Genomic DNA, 20,382 nt, shown 5'->3' on the forward strand with positions numbered 1-20,382 from the left:
TTTCTACCACCCCGACTGTTCACATTGGCATCTCCGGGTGATCACTGTGCTGAGCCGGTGCGTTTCTCCACACCGCGCAGACTCAGGCGCCGCGTGGCCTGTCATGCGCGGCGTACCCGAACAAGGAGACGCAGTCAATGATGCGCCGAACACGCGCGCTGGCCATAGCGTTGGTCGTGGTCGCGGCCACTCTGGTCGTGCCCGCCGACGCCGGAGCCGAGCAGGCACCACCGGTCACCGGCGGGGCACCGACCCTCAACCTCCGCAACGGACAGGCGCTCGACGGCACCGTCACCGTCAAGGCCGAGCCGACCGCCGAGAACGACTCGGTCGCCCGGATCACGGTCGACGACGACGCGGTCGACCTGACCCGCACCGCCGGCACCGCGCACCTGGCCTTCGACATGGGTGGCAACGGCACCGAGGCCCGCTACCACAACTACATCACCGTCAACGGCCGCACGGCCGAGGCCGACCGCGTCTACTTCCCCGACATCCCGGGCGGCAACGCCGGTGTGCTCGACTTCCCCGGCGAGTGGCTGCGCCCCGGCGCCAACACGGTCACCGTGCAGGCGGGCGCCAACTGGGTCGACTCGACGAACACCGCCGCGATCGGCTACGAGACGCTGCCCAACGGTGAGGGCGGGCGGTGCCCGAACTTCGACGACTTCCCGCTCAGCGGGATCAGCCTGAGCCTGCTCGGCGTGGTCATCGACGGTGAGCAGAACCTGTTCAGCTACAGCTTCGGCGACGGCACCTGCGGCAGCTCGACGCCGCGGTTGACCCAGACGCTGACGTTCGTGCTCTCGGGCGAGCCGGGCAGCACCGCCGGTGCGCGCGTCGACCTCGACACCCGGTCGCTGTCCAACGGCACCCACCGCGTCGAGGCGTTCACCGCGTCCGGGGCGACCACCGCGGTTTCGGTCACCGTCAACAACCCGCCGGCCGGATCGGCCAAGGTCACGCCCGCCGAGGGCGCCCTGGTCCGGCAGACCCAGCCGATCATCGCGGCCGCGCCGCGCGACGGCGACACCGGCGTCGACGCGATCGCGCTCGACGGCGCGCCCGCCCGCAACGCCGAGACGCTCGCCTCCGGCACGTCGACGTTCACCTTCACCGTCGCGGCCGGCAACTCGATCGAGGCCCGCTACCACAACTACCTGCTGGTCAACGGCAACCGCGTCGACCTCGGTGGGGACTTCGGGGCGACGGCCGCCGAGGCCGTCTCGATCAAGCTGCCGAACCGGTTCCTGCGTCCGGGCGCGAACACCGTCCGGGTGGTCACCGGTGACTACAACTCCGGCAGCGGCGCCACGCTGTGCGCCAACCACGACGACTTCAGGATCACCCGGGGTACGGTCGCCCTGGCCACCAGCACTGGCACGGCGACCCTGGACCGGGTGTCCTACGTGACCGGCGGCATCGCGACCGAGACCGCCGACGCCACGCTCGCGCTCGGTGACGGGACCTGCGGCGCCAACAAGGACGCCGAGTTCGCGTTCACGATCGCCGGCGCGGAGACCGCCCGCACGATCGCGACGCTGGGCAGCGGCGGCGACGCGCGGCTGCGCCTGTTCGTCGGCGGCAACGGCACCGACGGCGGCTACGACAACAAGGTGCTGGTCAACGGCATCCCGCTGCCCATGGGCATCTGGGAGAAGGAGACCGCGGTCCTCTCGTTCCCGAACGAGTGGCTCGTGCCGGGCGTCAACGTCATCGACTTCCAGGCCGGGATCAACCCGACCACCGTCGCCCCGGACTGCCCGACCGGCAACTTCGACGACTTCACGATGCGCGACTACGAGCTCCTGCCGGCCGGCGGCACCGCGACTCTGCTGACCCGCCACGTCGCGCAGACGACCGTGACGATCGGCTCGTCGTCGTACCCGCCGGGCTCGCAGGTCACGACCTTCGTCGGTGACGGCACCTGCGGCAGCACGTACAACAGCACGCTCCACAAGGAGATCCTCTTCGAGGTCGACGGCGCCGCGCGGGGCCTGCGGGCCGACGTGGACACCACCACGCTCGAGGACGGGAAGCACACGGTCGCGGCGACCAGCGGCGACCGGACCGCCACCCGCGCGTTCACCGTCGACAACGCGGCCCCGGTCGTGCAGAGCAGCGTGCCGGCCGAGGGCCAGCGGCTGACCGCGACGATCGCGCTCGACGTGCGGGTCAAGGACGCCACCGGTGTCGCCGGCACACCGACGCTGACCCTCGACGGCAAGGCGGTCAAGCAGGGCGACCAGATCGGCCACGGCCTGCCGGCGGGCGCGCACACGCTCGCGGTCACCGCCACCGACACGCTGGGCAACACCGCCACCCGCGAGGTGCGGTTCACCAGCGCCAGCATCCCGGACGTGCCGACCGACCTGGACTCGGCGGTCACCGGCACCATCGCTCCGGCGGCCACGCTGTCGGCGAAGGTGCCCGGTGAGGACGGCGTGCCGCTGTCGGCCACCTTCACTCGCGCGGACGTGGTCGGCCCGACCGCCGGCTACCAGGGTGTCTCGGCCGGCGTGCCGACCACCCTGGACGTGGCGCACTCGGATGGCGTGGACATCGGGTCGCTGCGCCCGCTGGACGGCCGCACGATCGACACCACGTCCAGCCGCGACGTGGTCTTCCAGCGGTACGACCTGGCGCTGACCGCGGCGCAGAAGGCGCCGATCCTGCGCTGGGAGGGCACCATCGACCCGGCCCGGGTCGTCGCGCTGCGGGTCTGGGACCCGGAGCGCGCGAAGTGGGACGTGCTGACCAGCACGCGCGGTGCCACGGGACGCAACACCGTGCTGAACGCCGCGCTGCCCGCCGGCTACCTCTCCGGTGGCAGCGTGCACGTGCTGGTCACCGGCGAGGACCCGTTCGCCGACGACCTGTCGCCGCGGGACTCCTCGGCCCAGAACGACAAGGACCGGTTCGAGGACCCCGCCTCGTACGACTTCGCCCTCGCGCACTTCACGGACACCCAGTACGTGACCGAGGGTGCGGCCGGCGGCACCTACGACGACTTCGACGGCAAGGCCGAGCCGTCCGACGTCCAGGTCGCCGAGGAGCAGGCGATCTTCGCGGCCGCGTACCGCGAGCAGACCCAGTGGATCGCCGACAACCGGGCCGGACGCAAGATCGCGTACACGGCGCACACCGGTGATGTCATCGAGAACGACTACTACGACCCGCTGGCGCGCAACGCGGACGGCTCGCTGCTGCGGCCGGGCCTGGACGCGCAGGTCACCCGCGAGTTCCAGCGGGCCTCCGAGTTCCAGCAGGTGCTCGACGACAACGGCGTGGTCAACCAGGTCATCGCCGGCAACCACGACAACCAGCTCGGCGCGGAGACCGGCCCTTCGTCGCGGTTCAGCCGGACGTTCGGCGCGGACCGCTACTACGGTGTGGCGCGGTCGTGGCCGGCGGGCGCCGAGTACCACGCCTGGGACGAGGTCACCAACGCCGACGGCAGCGTCACCCCGGGCAAGGACAACCAGAACAACTACGTGCTGTTCTCCGCCGGCGGCCTCGACTTCGTCGCGGTCGGCCTCTCGTACGGCGTCACGCCGGACGAGGCCCGGTGGGCCGACTCGGTCTTCAAGCGCTACAAGGACCGCAACGGCATCCTGCTCTCGCACGACTACCTGCGCCCGTCGACCAGCCCCGACGGCCGTGGTGCCGCGTTCTCGGCGCCGGACGGCTCGCCGCTGTTCAAGATGGTGGTCGAGGCCAACCCGAACGTGTTCCTGGTGCTCGCCGGCCACGAACACGGTGTCGGCACCAACGTGAAGTCGAACGTCGGCGTCACGGTCTCGCACGACGTGGTCGAGCTGCTGGCGGACTACCAGTTCTACACGGTGTCCGCGGGCGAGCTCTGGCCCGGCCGCGCCGACGCCGCCGGCAACATCGACCTCAACGGTGACGGCACGGTCGACCACAAGGCCACCGACCGGCTGCAGTTCGGCGCCAGCTTCCTGCGGCTGCTGCAGTTCGACGTGGACCGGTCCGAGATGCACATCGACACGTACTCGCCGCTGCTCGACAACTTCGGCGCCACCGAGTACGACATCCGGGCCGACGGCAGCCAGCCGAAGCCCCGCTACAACGGCGCGGAGGACAACCTGACCCTCCCCGTCGACCTGACGACCCGCAAGACGTCGTTCTCGACGGACTCGATCGCGGCGTACGTGCCGTCGGGGGTCATCGGCACGGATTCCGTTACGGCGAACGCCACGGCGTCCGTGAGCTGGACCGGTCTGAAGCCCGCCACGTCGTACGCGTGGATCGTCTCGGCCAAGACCGCCGACGGTGGTGAGGCGGTGGCCCAACCGGCCGTCTTCCGCACCGGCAAGGGCGTCCCGACCGTCACTCTTACGTCCACCCCGGTCGCCTGGGGCACGGCGGCGAAGGTGAGCGTGAAGGTCTCCGCGGATCCGGCAGCGGTGACCGGCACCGTCACGCTTCGCGAGGGTGACAAGGTCCGCGGCTCGGCTCCGTTGGTCGCGGGAGCGGCGACGTTCACGCTGCCGGTCGGCCTGGCCGGCGGCAACCACGCGCTGACGGCTTCGTACTCCGGCAGCGACTCGTTGGCGGCAGCCGAGGGTGCGGTCACGGTGACCGTCAACCTCCCGCCGGCCTGGTCTGCCGCCACGGTCTACAACAACGGCGAGCGCGTCACGTACCAGGGCAAGGTCTTCGTCGCTTCCTGGTATGCCAAGGGTGACAAGCCCGGTGACGTGAACGGCCCGTGGCAGGAGCTGGCGATGACCGAGGAGGGCGTCGCGATCTGGACGCCGTCCCGGGTGTTCAACGCCGGTGACATCGCCATGCACGAGGGCAAGAAGTGGAAGGCCCGCTGGTACACCCGCCACGAGCAGCCCGGCAACCCGAACGGCCCGTGGGAGGAGATCGCCCCGCCACCACCGGGTGGCGGACCGGCGGCCTGGACCCCGACCACGGTGTACGAGGCGGGAGACCGAGCCACGTACCAAGGCAAGGTCTACGAGGCCAAGTGGTTCAGCCGCAACCAGCCGCCCGGCGACAAGAACGGCCCCTGGAAACTGATCGGCTAACCATCGGTCCGGCTGGCGTCCACCACGGGCGCCAGCCGGACCTCACGGCCGTTCGTCGTAGCGCAAAAGCCAGCTGTCCACCCACGGAACCAACCACAGATCGCCCAACGCCGGCCACTGGCGCAGCTCGTGCATGGCTACGTCACCGCTGGAAAGTGCCTCGTCCAGCAGCGGCTCCAGCTCCTCGCGATTGAAGTCGCGGAGCAGCACCTGCCTGATGATTCTGTGTCGCGGCAGATTACCGACGGGAATTCTGGCGATCTCGTCTCGCGGCACCTCGCCGGGTTTCAGCTGCTGACGAGCGAAGTACGCGTTGAGTCGCAGCATCGTGCCCGGACTGTCGGCGGGCTCGGCAGCGATGGCCACCTCCGCCACAGCCCACGCGAATGCGTATCGCTCCTGGTTGAGGATGCGCTTGAGAAGTACCCGAAGCTCGCCGCTCAGCAGACGCCGGAGGCGCTCGACGAGCTCTCGGTCGTCGGCCTCTGCCTTCTCGGCCACCCGCACCATCATCCGGATGGCAAAGCCGAAGCAGAATGCGCCAAGCAGCTCGGCTAACAGTTCCATGCGCCGCTTGTCCAGGTTGTAGAGCAGGCGGTCGAGGTCAACGGGTTCGCCGTCGTGCAGCTCGTCCACCGTCGTGTGGACGATGGCGTGTCGCACATCGAGCAGCAGCGCCCATGCCGCGTCCATGGTGTCGCCGTGCACCAGGCCGGACAGGAGACCCTGCTCCAGAGCTGTCAGGTGGGGGTCGAACAACGGGGCACCCAGCGCGCCACCAAACGTGCGCGCGAAGGATGTGGTGTTCTTGTTGTCCCTGTCCATGTATCCGGTGACCGTGTCCGCGAGCACCTCGGCGGTCGTGTTGAGGCGAGCGAGCTGTCTGGGCGTCGCCGGGTACACCGCAAGATCGGCGTCGTGCAGGCAGGCCATCAGCTCGTCTCGTAGGACGCTTCGGCCCAGAAAGAGCACCGCGACACTGATGATGTCGCGGATGAACCGTTCGGAATGCTCGATCAGCACCGAGAACCAGGCGTTGCGCCTGAGCTGGCGGGAGTCCGGCACCGAGGTGTGATACTTCAGCTCCACCAGAAAGTCCCACGCGGCCGAGAAGCTGCCGAACTCGTCCGCGAGGTCCGAGGTGGAGACGTTGAGCAGATTCTCTATCTGCGATCGCTCGCCGTCACGGCTGAAGGTCGCCAGTCGAGGCTTCAGCTCCTGTTGCAGGAGTTCCATCGCGCCGCGGAACCGTTCGTCGTCGTCGTCGACCAGTTGCTTGGTGGAGGATTGTGGATCATGCCGCGCCGGCTGCTGGGGCAGCCTTCTCGTGCGGTGGCGAAACTCTCGGACGATGCCGCTGAGGTCGTTGGTGTCACCTTCGGCGGCCACCTCGGCCGCCCACTTGCGCATGAAAGCGGTGAACTCGATGATGCGGTCGCAATGCGACGAGGTCTCGAACCAGTATTCGACCAGAGATGGGTTCTCCGTCACCGATCGACCCTGTTCCTCAAGAAATCCACCGCCTGCTCGCTACGCATGAAGTAAGGGACATCGAGCTTCGCGCACGCTTCGGCGACTGCCGCCTCGGCGACAGGATGGCGGTAGGTCGTCCATTTCGTGTCGTCGACCGAGAAGTCGAGTGGGCCAGGAGGCTCGAAGACCGGCGCGGGCGAGATGCGACCAAGTTGGGGCTCCAGCGCCACACGCGTCAGTCCGTCAACCACGCCGGTCTCGTCGGCGTACCAGTCGCCACCCAAGACCACCGCGCGGCAGTCAGATCCCTGGCGCACGATCTCGACGTACTCGTCCGCGGGGATGTAAGGGAGGAAGGGCCGAACCGTCAGGATCACCGGCGCACCGATGCCGTGCAGCCAGCGGACCTGGGCGAGCCGTTCTGCTGGAGGCGGCACCGGGTGCGGCTCCAGGTTCGGGTAGTTCAACTGGGAGACGCTGATGCACGGTATGAGCAACAGACCGGCTTCGGCATACCGTCGAGTCAGCACTTCGATCTGCGACCGCTCAGCAGCGGAGAAGACGTAGCGCGTGGTGTAGAGCACGTCGACTGGCTCCTTGAGACTGAGCAGCATGTCAAGGAGCTCGATGCCCTGCGCGGTCCGCGGCTTGGCGAACGAGTCGGTATCCCCGCTGACGTAGACGATGTCGTAGGGCGACTTGCCCATTGAGGTCGACGCCCGAGAGTCCAGCCAGTCGACGATCTCCTTCGCCGTTCGCGTCGCGTAGCGCGGGAACGGACCCTGCACATAGCAAAACGCGCACTTGTAGGTGCAGTACGTCTTCGGACGCAACGGCCCGAGCGACACCATGGCACGTCGGTTCAATCCTATGAAGTACGGCTCGCGGAGCGCGCCTTGCCCCGCGACCACACCGGCTGCGCCGTCGCCCATGCCACGCGCGCCTGCCTGCTCCGTCATCGTTCTCCTTGTTGAGCTGGGTGCCGGATGCCTTCGGCGAAACGACCGTCGTGACGACTCCGCAGCGGAGACGCCGTTCCGGTTCCCCAGTTGTAGTAGGCAGCTAGCCAGTGTGCCTTACTGACCACGTCGGGCGATACGTCGCTTCGGCCGCTGAGTCGCTCGATCTGCCGCCGGAAGGTCATCCGGCCCGGCCCGTTGAGAAAGGGCAAGAAATGCACGAACACCGAGTCGTCGGCAAGATCCGTTGCTAGGGGCAGCGGTTCGTCGTCGCGATCGAGCTGGGCCGCTTGATCGCGGACTTCGTCGGCCAAAGCCACTCGGGGCATCGCGGTCTCGTGCTCGAGCCGCACCGCCCGGACGATAGCCGGGCCGAATACGAGGTTCTCGGCGCAGAAGAAGCTGTCGATCGTGACGCCACCTCGCACCAGCACACCGTTGCTCGCGAAGATCGCGAGCACGACGGCTACCGACTCGAGAACCAGCGACAACGCTTGTGGACTGTCCTTCGGGGCAGCGATGCAGACCAGGTCCGAGAAGACTTGGTGGTCCAGTTTGTGTACGGCCTGCCGGGCGCGCAAACGAGCCACGACCTGCTCGTAGGAGCGATAGAGCCGATCCAGGAAATCCAGCGACGTGCTCGGGTCGTCGGAAGCAGCAGAGGAACCGAGCGCGTCGAGATAGGCGACGGTCGTCCGGTAGAACTCGACTGAGGGCGGTTGCGTTGCTGCCATCGGTCCACTTTAGGAGGAGCCGGCAGGCGCGAAGGACTGACGACACCTTCTCGACGCCTACGAACGCAAGGTCACCTGGTCGAACCATGACCCCACACTCCCGAAATGCGAACCGTTCTCATGGGATGGCTGCTAAGTGCGGCCGCCTCCGCGCGCCACCTCTGGCGAACTAGCCGGATTGCTTGGCAGTATATCCCGATAGGGCATTTCAACTGGAATGTGTGCCTCGAAGAAGATGCGCGATGCCGCGAGAGGTGACGACGTGGATCCCGTACCGATAGACGAACGCGTTGTTCCCAGCCAGGGTGCGTCCGCAGCCGACGATCCGGTTCGCCAGAACGACCCAGTCGACCATTCCTGGGCCGACGCTTACGAGAGCAGCATCCAAGCCTTTGTGGATCATGCATGGGAGGTGATGCGTTGGCACCGCCAGCGAGCGGAGGCCTGGGATCGACTGGCTATGCAGGTGGTCGCCTTCAGCGGCCTCATCGTGGCGGTTATCGGAGCCAATATCAAGTTCCTTGAGGACATCCTCGACAACCAGCATCGTCGGCTCGTTATGGTGGGACTCACTGCGACACTCGCTGTTCTCGTCGTTGCCTGCTTGGTGTCTCTCCTCAGCCTTATGGGTCGGCTGAGAACAGCCCAGAGCAAGACAGAGGAGATCCAAGAACGTTGGGGAGAGTTTTCCGAAGACCCCCGAGCCAACCGCGCGGAGTTGCTCGCGATGGTCGCCGACTCGTTGATCGGAAAACCGGGCGGACCGTCGACAGCCATCATCGAGATTCGCGATGCGGCCGACCGCCGCGAGTTCAGGACGCGTACCGCGGCCGCCCTGCTCTGTGTCGGCGTTCTCGTCATGGCAGCGGCTTTGTTCGGTGTGCTCGCCTGGCGGTGACCCGAGGCTCGGCAACCGAGGGCCGTCGCAACCGATCGGCCCGGGCCGCGCGGCGACAAACCGCTGTGGACGCACCCGTCCGGATTACGGGCGCGTGTCTCAGTCGTGCGTCACCGGGGGTGGCGGCCTACGCTCCCCGCATGGGTCGACGCCTCCGCGGGCAAGGCGGCACGTCGCTGGGTGTCGTCGCGCTCTTCGTGGCTGGCCACACCGTGATCGAGTCGGCGAAGATCGTTGCCGGATTCGATGGGCGACCGGTTCCCTCCCAGGTCGCCAGTCTCTGCGTGGTCGTCGTACTCACGATCGTGCTCACGCTCGTCGCGGTGCTCGGCTTTTTAAAAAGCCGCGTATTCCGGGTTCGCCGGACACCAACTGCTGCGGTGGTGCCGGCGGGCAGAGCCACGCGGCCACGTCACTGCTCACTGGCCACTCCGCTGCGTAGGCCGGAAGAGGCCACCACCGGCGGTTCAGGAGCCACCAGCGTGGCGGGGCCGCGGCCGGCTACCAAGCGGAACAGCAGCCCCGCGACGACGCAGCCCGCTCCCTGGATCGTGAGTAGGTTGAGCAGGCCGATGCGTTCGCCGAACGGGCCCGCGATCGCCGTGCCGGCGATGCCCGCCAGTGATGCGCCCATCCAGATCACGTTGAAAGCCCTGCCGCGCAGGCGGTCCGGGGTTTCCAATTGGAAGAGTGTCCACATCGCACTGACGTGGATGCCGACCGGGATGCCGACGACCACGAACAGGGCTACCACCGGCCACAGCGTGGTGTCCCAGCGCGGGTAGTTGAAGATGACCACGTCGACCAGGCCGAAGAAGACCCAGCTCGTCATGATCAGTGACGTCGGTCGGAACCGGGCGATGACCCGGGCGGCGACCAGGCTGCCGAGGATGCCGCCTACCGCCTGGGCCGACATCAGCCAGCCGAGCTCGCGGCCGCCGGCACCCAGGCCGTCGACCACGTAGAAGACGAACAGCGTGCCCATGATGCCCTCGCCGACCGACGAGATCGCCAGGATGAGGAAGACCGCCAGCACGTAGCGGTTGCGGCCCACGTAGCGCAGGCCCTCCCACAGCTCCCGCCCGAGGTGCCGCTCGTCGGCTCGGGACGCCCGATGACGGCCGCCGATCAGGGCGCACAGTGTCGCCGCCAGCGCGAAGGATGCAGCGTCAAGAGCGGCCGCGCCGTGCAGGCCGACCGTCACCGCCGCGATGCCGCCGAGGGCCGGGCCGACGAGGCGGGCGACGATGTTGTTGAGGACGTTCAGCGCGTTCGCGGCGGCCAGGTCGTCGCCGCGGACCAGCCGTGGCAGCAACGCGTTCTCCGCCGGTTTCGAGAACTGTTCCAGGGCCTGCTCGCCGAACGCGACGACGACCACGATCCAGACCCGGTCCGCCGAGGAAACCAGCAGCAGCGGTGCGAGCAGCAAAGCCTGGAGCCCGTTGATCACGACCAGGATGCGCCGGCGGTCCCACCGGTCGACGTAGGCGCCGGCGAACGCGCCGAACAGCAGGTTGCCGGCCAGCCCGGCCGCGACGATCAGCGATACGGCGGCCGGCGACCGCGTCAGTTGCAGGACGTAGATCGGCAGGGCGACGGACAGCACCCAGTTGCCGGTGAGCGAGATCAGCCCAGCCCACCAGAGCAGCCCGAAGTCGCGCTGGCGCAGCGGACCGAGGCGCATCCGCCTCAGCCGCCCAGGTGTGACACCACCAGGGTGGCCAGCTTGGTGGTCTCGGCCTGGCTGCGATCGGTGCCCTTGCCGTCGCGGACGCCGGTGGTGACCAGCAGCAGGTCGTCGCCGACGAAGACCAGGATCTGGCCGTTCGGGGTGTCCCAGTAGGCGGCGTCGCCGAGGCCGTCGATGGTCACCGCGTCCGCGGTCTGCTGGTTCGCGAACTGGACCTTGTTGTCCTCGGCACCGGCCGGCGTCAGGGCCGTCCGGTAGCCCACGTTGGCGTAGCGCTTGTCGTCGGCGGTCCACCACACGCACGACAGGAAGTGGGTGTCCTTCGCGCCCGGCTCCACGTCGTCGGTCTTCGGCGTCTGGTTCATCGGGGCGTTCAGCACCGCCGCCGCGTCCTCGTAACGGTGGAACTCGCAGCCTGCGATCGGTGTGGGAGCCGGGGGCGGTGTCGTCGGGTCGCCGGTGCAGCCTGCCAGCGCGGCGACCGCCACGAGGGTCGCGAACCGGATCAATCGCATGGCGTCCTCCGTTTCGGGTCCCCGCCACCCTAGCCATCGACCTGGTTGCGGTCGCCCGGCGCACCACCCACACTGGCGGCTGTCGATACGTGGAGGTTGGCGATGAGACGGTTGGCGTACGCGGTGGCGGCCCTGGTCCTGGCATCGTCGCTGCTAACAGCCCCGACAACGGCCAGCGCGGCACCCGCCGGGCCGAAGCAGGTCATCGCGAACCTGTTCGAATGGAACTGGACCTCCGTCGCCGCCGAGTGCACGAATTTCCTCGGCCCCCGCGGCTACGGCTACGTCCAGGTCTCTCCCCCGCAGGAGCACGTGCGCGGCCAGGAATGGTGGGTCGCCTACCAGCCGGTCAGCTACCGGATCGAGTCGCGCAAGGGCACCCGGACGCAGTTCGCCAGCATGGTCAACACGTGTCACGCCGCCGGGGTCAAGGTGATCGTCGACGCGGTCGTCAACCACATGGCCAACCAGGACAAGACGGGCCCGGGTTGGGCCGGCTCGGCCTGGAGCCACTACGACTATCCGGGCACCTACCAGGTGCAGGACTTCCACCACTGCGGCCGCAACGGCAACGACGACATCCAGAACTACGGCGACCGGTACGAGGTGCAGAACTGCGAGCTGGTCAACCTGGCGGACCTGGACACCGGCGCGTCGTACGTGCGGGGGCGGCTCGCGGCGTACCTCAACGACCTGCTCAGCCTCGGCGTCGACGGGTTCCGGATGGACGCGAGCAAGCACATGCCGGCGGCCGACATCGCCAACATCAAGTCGCGGCTGTCCCGGAGCGCGTACATGGTGCAGGAGGTCATCTTCGGTGCCGGCGAGCCGATCACGCCCAGTGAATACACGGGCAACGGCGACGTGCACGAGTTCCGCTACGGCAAGGACCTGGCCCGGATGTTCCGGTCGGAGCGCCTCGCGTACCTGCGCGACTTCGGGGTTGCCTGGGGTTATCTGCCGTCCGGGTCCGCGGCGGTGTTCGTCGACAACCACGACACGCAGCGCGACGTCGCCGGCGTGCTGACCTACCGCGACAACGGCATCTACGCCCTGGCCAACGCGTTCATGCTGGCCTGGCCGTACGGGTCGCCGACGGTCATGTCCAGCTACGAGTTCAGCAACCGCGACCAGGGCCCGCCGTCGAACAGCGCCGGCCTGACCAACAACGCCACCTGCTTCACCGGCGGCTGGCGCTGCGAGCACCGCTGGCAGGTGATCGCCAACATGGTCGGTTTCCGCAACGCGGTCAACGGCACCGCGGTCGTCAACTGGTACGACAACGGCAACAACCACATCGCGTTCGGCCGCGGCACGGCAGGCTATTTGACCATCAACGACGAGGACGGGGCGATCAACGGCCGCTCGTACGACTCGGACCTACCCGCGGGCCGCTACTGCGACGTCATCCATGGCGAACGCACCGGCAGCACCTGCACGGGCCCGGTGATCACCGTCGGCAGCGGCGGCTGGTTCACCGCCAACATCGCGGCCCACGACGCCGTGGCCCTGCACATCGGCGCGAAGCTGCCGTGACCAGGCGGGGTCCGCGGCCGGCACCACGGACCCCGCGGCTCCGGTCAGGCGCGCAGGAACTTGTCGACGGGCAGGGCCCGGTCGACGATCCTGACGTCGCCGATCCAGCCGTAGAAGCCGCTCTCCACGATCCGGTTGTAGTGGTACGCGCCCACGAACCACGGCTCGTGCGAGGTGGCGATGCCCTTGGCCGGGGTCGACGGGTTGCGCAGCAGTTCCGCGCCGTCGACGTACAGCGTGGTCAGGCGGCCGTCGTTGACCACCGCGACGTGGAACCACTCCCCCGCGCGCATCTCGTGGCCCCAGTTGGTCGACATCGCGTCGCGGTTGGTCGGGTACATCGCCCACTGCAACGCCATGCCGTCCGACATGCCCAGGGTGGCGATCGGCTCGGCCGGGTCGTCGCCGGTCTTGCCCGCGTCGGCGCCCGCACCGAAGCGGCTCACGATGCTCATCCAGGCGTGGTTCGTGGAGCGCACGTCGGACGGCAGCTTCACGAACGCCTCGATCGTGTAGCCGTTCGCGAACGTCGCGTCGTTCAACGGAGCACCCGAAATCGTGCGCAGGTAGCCGCCGCGCGCCGGCTTCTTCCCCCCGTCGAAGAAGAGGCTGGCGTGCGCCGGCTGGTCGCTGTCGTGCTCGTCCGACCACCGCACCGTCGACGGCGCGCTGCCCGGGATCGTTACCCGCTCCAGGTGGTTGCCCTGGCCCGACAGGTCCATGATCCGGAAGCCGTCCGGGACCGCCGTGCCGTCGGCGCGGCCCTGGTCGAACCGCCAGTACGCCACCGTGCCCTTGGTCAGCACCGCCGCCGGGCCGCGCGGCGGACGCGGCGCCACCGGCGCGAAGCCGGCGAACCGCGCCGCGAAGTCGATCGGCATGCTGAACCGGTTGGTCGCGTCGGTCAGCTCGAGCTCGCGCTGCTCGAGCTCGTTGCGCTTCGCCGGCTCCTGGCCGAGGATCCACGGCGAGATCGTCTCGACGTCGATCGTGTTGCGGGCCAGGTCGAAGTGGTACAGCCGCAGCATCGCGCCGCCGCCGTAGTAGCGGTCCTGGTAGTTCGTGATGTGCACGTGCACGTCCCGACCCGCCGCGTTGCGCAGCACCGTCGACGCCGGCGGCCAGTAGTGGCCGTTGAGGGTCAGGAAGATCTGGTCGCTCTCGTCGATGAGCCCGTCCCAGAGCCGCCGGCCGTGGTCCGACAACACCGCGGCCCCGCCGTCGCCCGCGAAGGCCAGGTCGTGGGTGGTGAGGATGACGGGGGTACGCGGGTGCGCCTTCAGCACGTTCTTCGCCCACGCCAGGGTCGCGTCCGACGGCCGCCAGTCCAGCGCGAACACCAGCCATTCGCGGCCGGCCGCCCGGAACACGTGGTAGGTGTTGTAGCCGTCCGGCGTCGCGCCTCGGTAGGTGGTCAACGGCCGGAACCGCTGCGGACCGAACACGTCCAGGTACGGGCTGGGCCCGCGCTGGTCGGTCGTGCTCGCGTTGATGTCGTGGTTGCCGGCGAGCACGCTGTACGGCGTACGCCGCTTGTCGAAGATCTCGAAGACCTGGCCCGCGTCGGTCAGCTCGGACGCCAGCGCGTTCTCGACGATGTCGCCGAGGTGGGCGGTGAAGACGATGTTCTCGTCGGCCTGGTGGTCCTGGATCCAGCGCAACGTCGCGGTCAACGGCGCCGAGTCACCCCGGTCGGTGTCGAACAGGTACTGGGTGTCGGGGATGACGGCGAGGGTGAACCTCGGGTGCTCCAGGTCCAATCGCCTGCCGGCGCCGTGCGCGCTCGCCGCCGTCGGCGCCAGGGCGGCCCCGCCCACCAGACCCGCACCCACCAGACCGGCGCCGGCCAGGAACGTACGCCGGCTCGGTGTCTCTCCCATTGGTCACTCCTCGCTCGCTGTTGATCCGGGCCCAGTAGGCGCGAGAACCGCGAACAAGATCACCGGAGCGCACGAACGCCGACCGAATACGGGGTGAACCTCGGTGCCGGCTATCCCTGCAGGTAGGCCAGGACGGCCAGGACCCGCCGGTGGGTGTGTGGGTCATGCGGCAGGCCGAGCTTGCCCAGGACCGCGGTCACGTGCGCCTCGACGGTGCGTTCCGTGACGAACAGGCGCGCGGCGATCGCGCGGTTGGACAATCCCTCGGCCACCAGCCCCAGCACCGCACGCTCACGGTCGCTGAGCCGGTCGAGCGGACCCGGCGGGCGGCGGCGGCCGACCAGCCGGGCCACGATGGTCGGGTCGACCACGGTCTCGCCGCCGGTCAGCCGGCGCAGCGCGTCCACCAGGACCGCGCCGTCGAAGACGCGTTCCTTGAGCAGGTAGCCCGCCCGCTCGGGGCGCTCCTTGATCAGCCGCGTGGCGTAGCTCGACTCCAGGTACTGCGACAGGACGAGAACCGCCACCGTCGGGTCCTCGGCGCGGATCCGGGCCGCCGCGACCAGACCCTCGTCCGTCCAGGTCGGTGGCATCCTGATGTCGATCACCGCGGCGTCCGGGCGCATGGTCCGGACAGCGCTGAGCAGGTTCTGCCCGTCCTGCGCCTGCGCGGCCACCTCGATGCCGGCGTCCGTCAGCAGCCGGACGATGCCCTCCCGGGTCAGCATCGTGTCGTCGGCGACCACTACCCGCATGGGAGCTCCGCGTGTAGGCGCCCGGCGGCACAGGTCAGCGTGCCACCCAACGCGCCGACCCGGTCCGCCAGGTGGAGGTACGGATCGTCGGCCGCGCCGACCACGTCGACGGCCAGCCATCCGGCCCGTCGGCGCAGCGTGACCCGGAGTTCGGCGCCGTGGTCGGCCGCCGCGGCAACGACCAGGTAGGCAGCCCGTTCCACGTCTCCGGGGAGACGCTCGGCCGGAACGCCGGCCACAGTGATGGGTGCTGCCGCGGTGTCCGCGAGGGTGCGCAGGGCCGGCTCCAGCCCGCCCTCGTCGAGGATCGCCGGGAAGATCCCGTGCGCCAGCTCGCGCAGTTCCGCGATCGTCGCTCGCACCGCGTCCGCCGCCTGGTCGAGAGTCGCCGTGAGCGACCCGTCGGCCTGCGCCCGCGCCAGCCGCAACTCGTAGCTGACGGCGAGCAGCCGCTGCTGGGCACCGTCGTGCAGGTCCCGCTCGAGTCGGCGACGAGCGGTGTCGGCGGCGACGACGATCCGGGTCCGCGACGCGCGCACCTGCTCGAGGTGGGCCAGAGTCCACGCCCGCAGCCGTTCGTTGTCGATCGCCAGCCGGGCCGCCGAGCCGATCTGGGCGGTCAACTCGGGGCTGCCGGTCAGGGCCGGGTCGTGCCGGACGACTGCCACCGGCAGCCCACCGCGCCGGATCGTCGTCGTGCCCCGGCCCGGCGCCGGTGGCGGCAGCCGCCGCCCGGTCGCGTCGACCCAGTGCCGCCCGCTGGGCAGCCAGTAGCCGACCTCGAGCGTGCGGTCGCCGAGCGACGACGCCAGCGCCGCCCGCAGCGTCCCCGGTCGCGGCGACGCGCCGAGCTCGGCGGCCAGCCGCGCGACCGCCGCCCGGCGGCGCCGGCGGCGCCACACGGTCACGCCCAGTCCGGCGGCCAGTGCGGCCAGCGCGAGCCCCCGGGCCAGGAAGAGCGCGAGGAGCGCGGGGTACGCCGGTTCGGTCGGGTCGACGCGCAACGCGTCCGCGTGCCACAGCAGGCCACCCGCGTACGCCGCCTCGGCTGCCGCGGCGGCACCCGCCGGCGCCAGGATGGGCCCCGCGGCGGCTCGGCCGGCCGGCGTCGCGGTCAGCAGAGTCCACAGTGCCCAGAGTGCGAGCTGGGCGCCGGCGGCGACCGCGAACCACAGCCACGCGCGGCCCAGACTCTGGGCGGCCGCGATGTCCGGGGCGGCAAGGAAGACGTTGTCGGCGGCGCAGTCGCTCCAGCAGCGCAGGTCGTACAACGGGTCGCGGAGTGTGGCGAGCCCGAGCGCGATCGCTCCTGTCGTCGCCCAGGCGACCGTGACCACAAGCCGGGCGAGTCGACGGGGCGGTCCGGCCGACGCGAGCACCAGGTGGGCGATGGCCGGCAGCAGCAACGGCGCCAGGACCGCGCCGACACTTCGGGCGACCGTCGGTCCGCCGGTCCAGCCGACCCAGGCCGGCGCCAGCCAGGCCACCCCCGCCGCGATCGCGAGCGGCCCCGTCGGCACGGCCGGCCGCTGCCGCCACACTGCCGCTCCCGCCGCGACCAGGCCCGCGCCGGCGATCACGAAGACCGCGGCCGGGCCGATGCCGACCGCGGCGTAGCTGGTCACCGGCTCCCCCGGCGTCGGCAGCGCCGCCACGACGGCCACGGCGTAGGCGCCCGCCACCACGGGCAGGGCGAGCTCGGCGTGCGTGCGCCACCGCATGGCCCATGCTGGCACGGTGGGCGTCGTTCCGGCATTGCGGCTGGCTCGGATGTGTGACCCCGCCCGCTCTCCATACGGTCGCTGGCACCAGATCGCACCGAGAGGAGAAGGTCGTGAGGACGATGCGGATGGTGGCCGTCGCGGTGGCGGCGGCGCTGGCGACGACGGGTTGCACGGGCTCGGGCGGCACCAAGGCGGGTGGCGGGGGTGAGCCGGTCACGCTGCGGATGGCCAACCCGTACGCGCACCTCGACTACGAGCCCGCGGTGGCGTACTTCGTGCGACAGGTGCAGGAGCGCTCCGGAAAGCTGCTGCGGGTGGAGGTCACGCACGAGTGGGGACAGCTCGCGCCTGACGCCGAACAACAGGTGGTGCGGGCGACCGCGGACGGCACCGTCGACCTCGCCTGGACGGGCACCAGGGTGTTCGACACCCTCGGCGTGACCAGTCTGCGGGCCTTGACCGCACCGCTGCTGGTCGACAGCTACCCGTTGCAGCAGGCCGTGGTCGACAGCGACCTGCCGGGCCAGATGCTCGACGGGCTGGAGCCGGCCGGGGTCACCGGGCTCGCCGTCCTGGCTGGTGGGCTGCGCCGGCCGATCGCGGTGAAGGCACCGCTGCTCGGCCCGGCGGACTGGTCCGGGCGCACGATCCAGACCTTCCGGTCGGCCGGCCAGAGCGCGACGATCCGGGCGCTGGGTGCGACGCCGACCGACGCCGGCCCTCAGGACCGGGACGAGGGACTGGCGTCAGGCGAGATCCACGGTTTCGAGAACAACCTGCTGATCTACGGCAAGAACGGCTTGCAGGCGGTCGCGCCGCACGTGGCCGCCAACGTGGTGCTGTGGCCGGAGACCACGGTGCTGCTGGTCAACCCGGACCGCCTCGCCGGGCTCTCGGCCGAGCAGCAACGGTGGCTCCGCGAGGCGGCCGCGGACGCCGCCGCCCGGTCCAGTGACCTCGTCGACCTGGACGGCGACGTCCTCACCGACATCTGCCAAGGGGGCGCCCGGCTCGCCACCGCCTCGCCGGCGCAGCTCGACGCGCTGCGCACCGCGGTGCGGCCGGTCTACACGGAGCTGCGCCGGGACCCGCCGACAGCCGCGTACCTGGAACGGATCGAGCAGCTCAAGCGAGCCACGTCCGCCAGCGCCCTGCCGATCCCCGCCGCGTGCACCGGTGCCCACCCGCAACCGACAGCCACGGAGGGCGACGGTGGCGATCTGACCGCGCTCAACGGCGTCTACCGTCTGGAGTGGACTGTCAAGGAGCTCGTCGCCGCCGGCCAGCAACAGCAGGAGGCCGCGGAGAACGCCGGCATTCTCACGCTGATGTTCGACGACGGCCGTCTGGTGTGGAACTGGGCGGGCGCCTTCAACTGCGTCGGCCGGTACCGGGTCTCCGGTGCGCGCGTCTCCATCATCTCCGGTAGCGGACCACAGTGGGAGTGCGGTGGCGCCGCCGACTGGGACAAGGAGCATTTCTCGGCCGCGTGGAAGGTCAGCGACCGGGAGCTCGTCCTGAGCGACATTCGCGCCGTCGGACAGTTCGCCGGCGACCAGGACTACTTCGCGGTCCTCTTCGGCGGCAAGCCGTGGACCCGGATCGGCTGACGACGCTACGTGGGCAGCGGCAGCTCGGCGGTCAGCCGGGTGCCGCTGCCCGCGGCGGACTCGACGACGAGCCTGCCACCCAGAGCCTCCACCCGGTCCGCCAACCCGCGCAGCCCGGTGCCCAGCGCCGGGTCGGCGCCGCCCCGGCCGTCGTCACTGATCCGCACGACGAGCAGCGCCCCGTCCCGCCGGACCTCGACCGAGGCGCCGGCGGCCCCGGCGTGCTTGGCCGCGTTGGCCAGTGCCTCGGCGCACACGTACCAGACCGCGATCTCCAGCTCGGCGGGGAAACGCCCGTCCGGTGCGGACACCCGGACCGGCACCGGGCTGCGGTCGGCGAGGCCGGCGAGCGCGACCGCGAGCCCGTCGGCCAGCTCGCGCGGGTGCAGGCCCCGGGCCAGCTCGCGCAGCTCCGCCACCGTGTTCGCGAGCTGCTCCGCCACCCGATCGAGATGTCCACCGGCCGATCCAGGAAGGGTCTCGTACAGCCGCTCGAGCCGCCGCAACGGACCGTCGTGGAGCCGACGCTCGAGCCCTCTCCGCGCTTCGTCTCCGGCGATCACCAGGCGCCGGCGGGATTCCTCCAGCTCCGTCAGCAGCGCCCGCACCTCGTCGCGCAGCGCGTCGTGGGAGCCGGTCAGCCGCGTCGCGGCGGCGACCGCGTCGACCAGTGCCGGATCCTCGAGAACCGCCCGGTCGTGGACGACCACTGCGAACGGCTCATCGCCCCGGCCGACCCGGGTCGCGACCCGTCGATCGCGCGGTGCAGCCATCCGCGCACCGGCGGCATCCAGGTAACCGCCCGTCGCGGCCGACCAGTAGCCGATCTGGAGTCCGGGGTCGCCGAGCAGCCGCGCCAACTCGTCGCGCAGGGTGTCGGGCGGGGCCGCGCCGAGCTCCACCACCAGGTCGGTGACCTGCCCGGCCGGGGTCCGGTGCGGAGCCGCCGCGAGCACGACGGCGACCGCGGCCAGCGTCGCCTCGTAGGCCAGCAGGGCCGGGACGACCGCGTCGCCGGCCGGCACCATCAGGCGCGCGGCGGCGCCGGCCACCAGCACCGCGGCCAGCACCGTGGCTGCCCGGAGCGCGACCCGGGCGGGCCGGCGGGCCGGCCCGGTCCGGCGTGCGTACTCCACCCCGACCGCGGCCACCAGCATCGCCGGGAGGGTGAGCGCCGCGAGCTCGCTCTGCCACACCGGGGTCACTGAGGCCACGTAGCCGAGCCCGATCGCGACCGTCCCGACCCACGAGCGCGGCCGCCAGCCCGGACAGGCGATCAGGGCGTGCGCGATCAGCCCGCGATGCCAGAAGAGCAGGGCCGGGGCGAGGTTGCCCGCGAACCAGGTGAACCCGGTCAGCACGAGCAGCACGGCCGCGCCGCGCCAGCGGTGCCAGGCCGCCAGACCGGCGCCGACGCAGACCAGGCCGACCGCCAGGTCGGGCAACCAGTGCAGCGGGCGGTCCCAGCCGTACGCCACCCGCTCGGAGACCAGGCCGAACCCGACGGCAGCCAACCCGACCGCTGCCTGGGCGACCCGCCGGCGCACG

Annotated in this window: 13 protein-coding genes; 4 read left to right on the forward strand and 9 right to left on the reverse strand. The window is 70.3% G+C overall.

Features of this window, described 5'->3' with window-relative positions; genetic code table 11:
- Positions 1–137 precede the first annotated feature (137 nt).
- Complete coding sequence (locus CHC05_RS31245; protein ID WP_089254221.1) at positions 138–5,060, forward strand: carbohydrate-binding protein; 4,923 nt, start codon at positions 138–140, stop codon at positions 5,058–5,060.
- A gap of 42 nt (positions 5,061–5,102) precedes the next feature.
- Here CHC05_RS31245 and CHC05_RS31250 read toward each other — a convergent pair whose 3' ends face one another.
- The 3 genes from CHC05_RS31250 to CHC05_RS31260 are packed head-to-tail and all read right to left on the reverse strand — an operon-like array spanning position 5,103 to position 8,226.
- On the reverse strand, positions 5,103–6,551 hold the full coding sequence (locus CHC05_RS31250) for a hypothetical protein (protein WP_089254222.1): 1,449 nt from the start codon (positions 6,549–6,551) through the stop codon (positions 5,103–5,105).
- Complete coding sequence (locus CHC05_RS31255; RefSeq protein ID WP_089254223.1) at positions 6,548–7,492, reverse strand: radical SAM family protein; 945 nt, start codon at positions 7,490–7,492, stop codon at positions 6,548–6,550. The genes CHC05_RS31250 and CHC05_RS31255 overlap by 4 nt, the downstream gene beginning before the upstream one ends.
- Positions 7,489–8,226, reverse strand: a complete 738-nt coding sequence (locus CHC05_RS31260) for a hypothetical protein (RefSeq protein WP_089254224.1) — start codon at positions 8,224–8,226, stop codon at positions 7,489–7,491. Before CHC05_RS31260 ends, CHC05_RS31255 begins: the two co-directional genes overlap by 4 nt.
- Positions 8,227–8,488: 262 nt before the next feature.
- Between CHC05_RS31260 and CHC05_RS31265 the strand changes: the two genes are divergently transcribed.
- Positions 8,489–9,124 carry a hypothetical protein gene (locus CHC05_RS31265; protein WP_144022859.1) on the forward strand — a complete coding sequence of 212 codons (636 nt, stop codon included), beginning with the start codon at positions 8,489–8,491 and terminating at the stop codon, positions 9,122–9,124.
- A gap of 412 nt (positions 9,125–9,536) precedes the next feature.
- Here CHC05_RS31265 and CHC05_RS31270 read toward each other — a convergent pair whose 3' ends face one another.
- Together CHC05_RS31270 and CHC05_RS31275 are read right to left on the reverse strand one after the other, a co-directional pair.
- Positions 9,537–10,808 (reverse strand): MFS transporter, encoded by a 1,272-nt coding sequence (locus CHC05_RS31270; RefSeq protein WP_089254226.1) that lies wholly within the window; start codon positions 10,806–10,808, stop codon positions 9,537–9,539.
- Between the two features lie 5 nt (positions 10,809–10,813).
- Complete coding sequence (locus CHC05_RS31275) at positions 10,814–11,329, reverse strand: hypothetical protein (protein ID WP_089254227.1); 516 nt, start codon at positions 11,327–11,329, stop codon at positions 10,814–10,816.
- Positions 11,330–11,431: 102 nt separating this feature from the next.
- Between CHC05_RS31275 and CHC05_RS31280 the strand changes: the two genes are divergently transcribed.
- Entirely contained in the window at positions 11,432–12,865 is a 1,434-nt protein-coding gene (locus CHC05_RS31280; RefSeq protein ID WP_089254228.1) for an alpha-amylase, read from the forward strand.
- A 44-nt stretch (positions 12,866–12,909) separates the two neighbouring features.
- On the opposite strand, the gene CHC05_RS31285 is transcribed toward CHC05_RS31280, so the two are convergent.
- The 3 genes from CHC05_RS31285 to CHC05_RS31295 form a co-directional block, all read right to left on the reverse strand.
- A complete protein-coding gene (locus CHC05_RS31285) occupies positions 12,910–14,745 on the reverse strand; it encodes a laminin G domain-containing metallophosphoesterase family protein (RefSeq protein WP_089254229.1) in 1,836 nt (611 codons plus the stop codon).
- A 110-nt stretch (positions 14,746–14,855) separates the two neighbouring features.
- On the reverse strand, positions 14,856–15,500 hold the full coding sequence (locus tag CHC05_RS31290) for a response regulator transcription factor (protein WP_089254230.1): 645 nt from the start codon (positions 15,498–15,500) through the stop codon (positions 14,856–14,858).
- Complete coding sequence (locus CHC05_RS31295; RefSeq protein ID WP_144022860.1) at positions 15,491–17,236, reverse strand: sensor histidine kinase; 1,746 nt, start codon at positions 17,234–17,236, stop codon at positions 15,491–15,493. Before CHC05_RS31295 ends, CHC05_RS31290 begins: the two co-directional genes overlap by 10 nt.
- Before the next feature lie 107 nt (positions 17,237–17,343).
- Between CHC05_RS31295 and CHC05_RS31300 the strand changes: the two genes are divergently transcribed.
- Complete coding sequence (locus CHC05_RS31300) at positions 17,344–18,834, forward strand: TRAP transporter substrate-binding protein (RefSeq protein ID WP_245871319.1); 1,491 nt, start codon at positions 17,344–17,346, stop codon at positions 18,832–18,834.
- Between the two features lie 5 nt (positions 18,835–18,839).
- Here CHC05_RS31300 and CHC05_RS31305 read toward each other — a convergent pair whose 3' ends face one another.
- Entirely contained in the window at positions 18,840–20,381 is a 1,542-nt protein-coding gene (locus CHC05_RS31305) for an ATP-binding protein (protein WP_089254233.1), read from the reverse strand.
- Between the last annotated feature and the right edge of the window lies 1 nt (position 20,382).

It is taken from the genome of Asanoa hainanensis (assembly GCF_900188485.1).
GTDB classification, from domain to species: domain Bacteria; phylum Actinomycetota; class Actinomycetes; order Mycobacteriales; family Micromonosporaceae; genus Asanoa; species Asanoa hainanensis.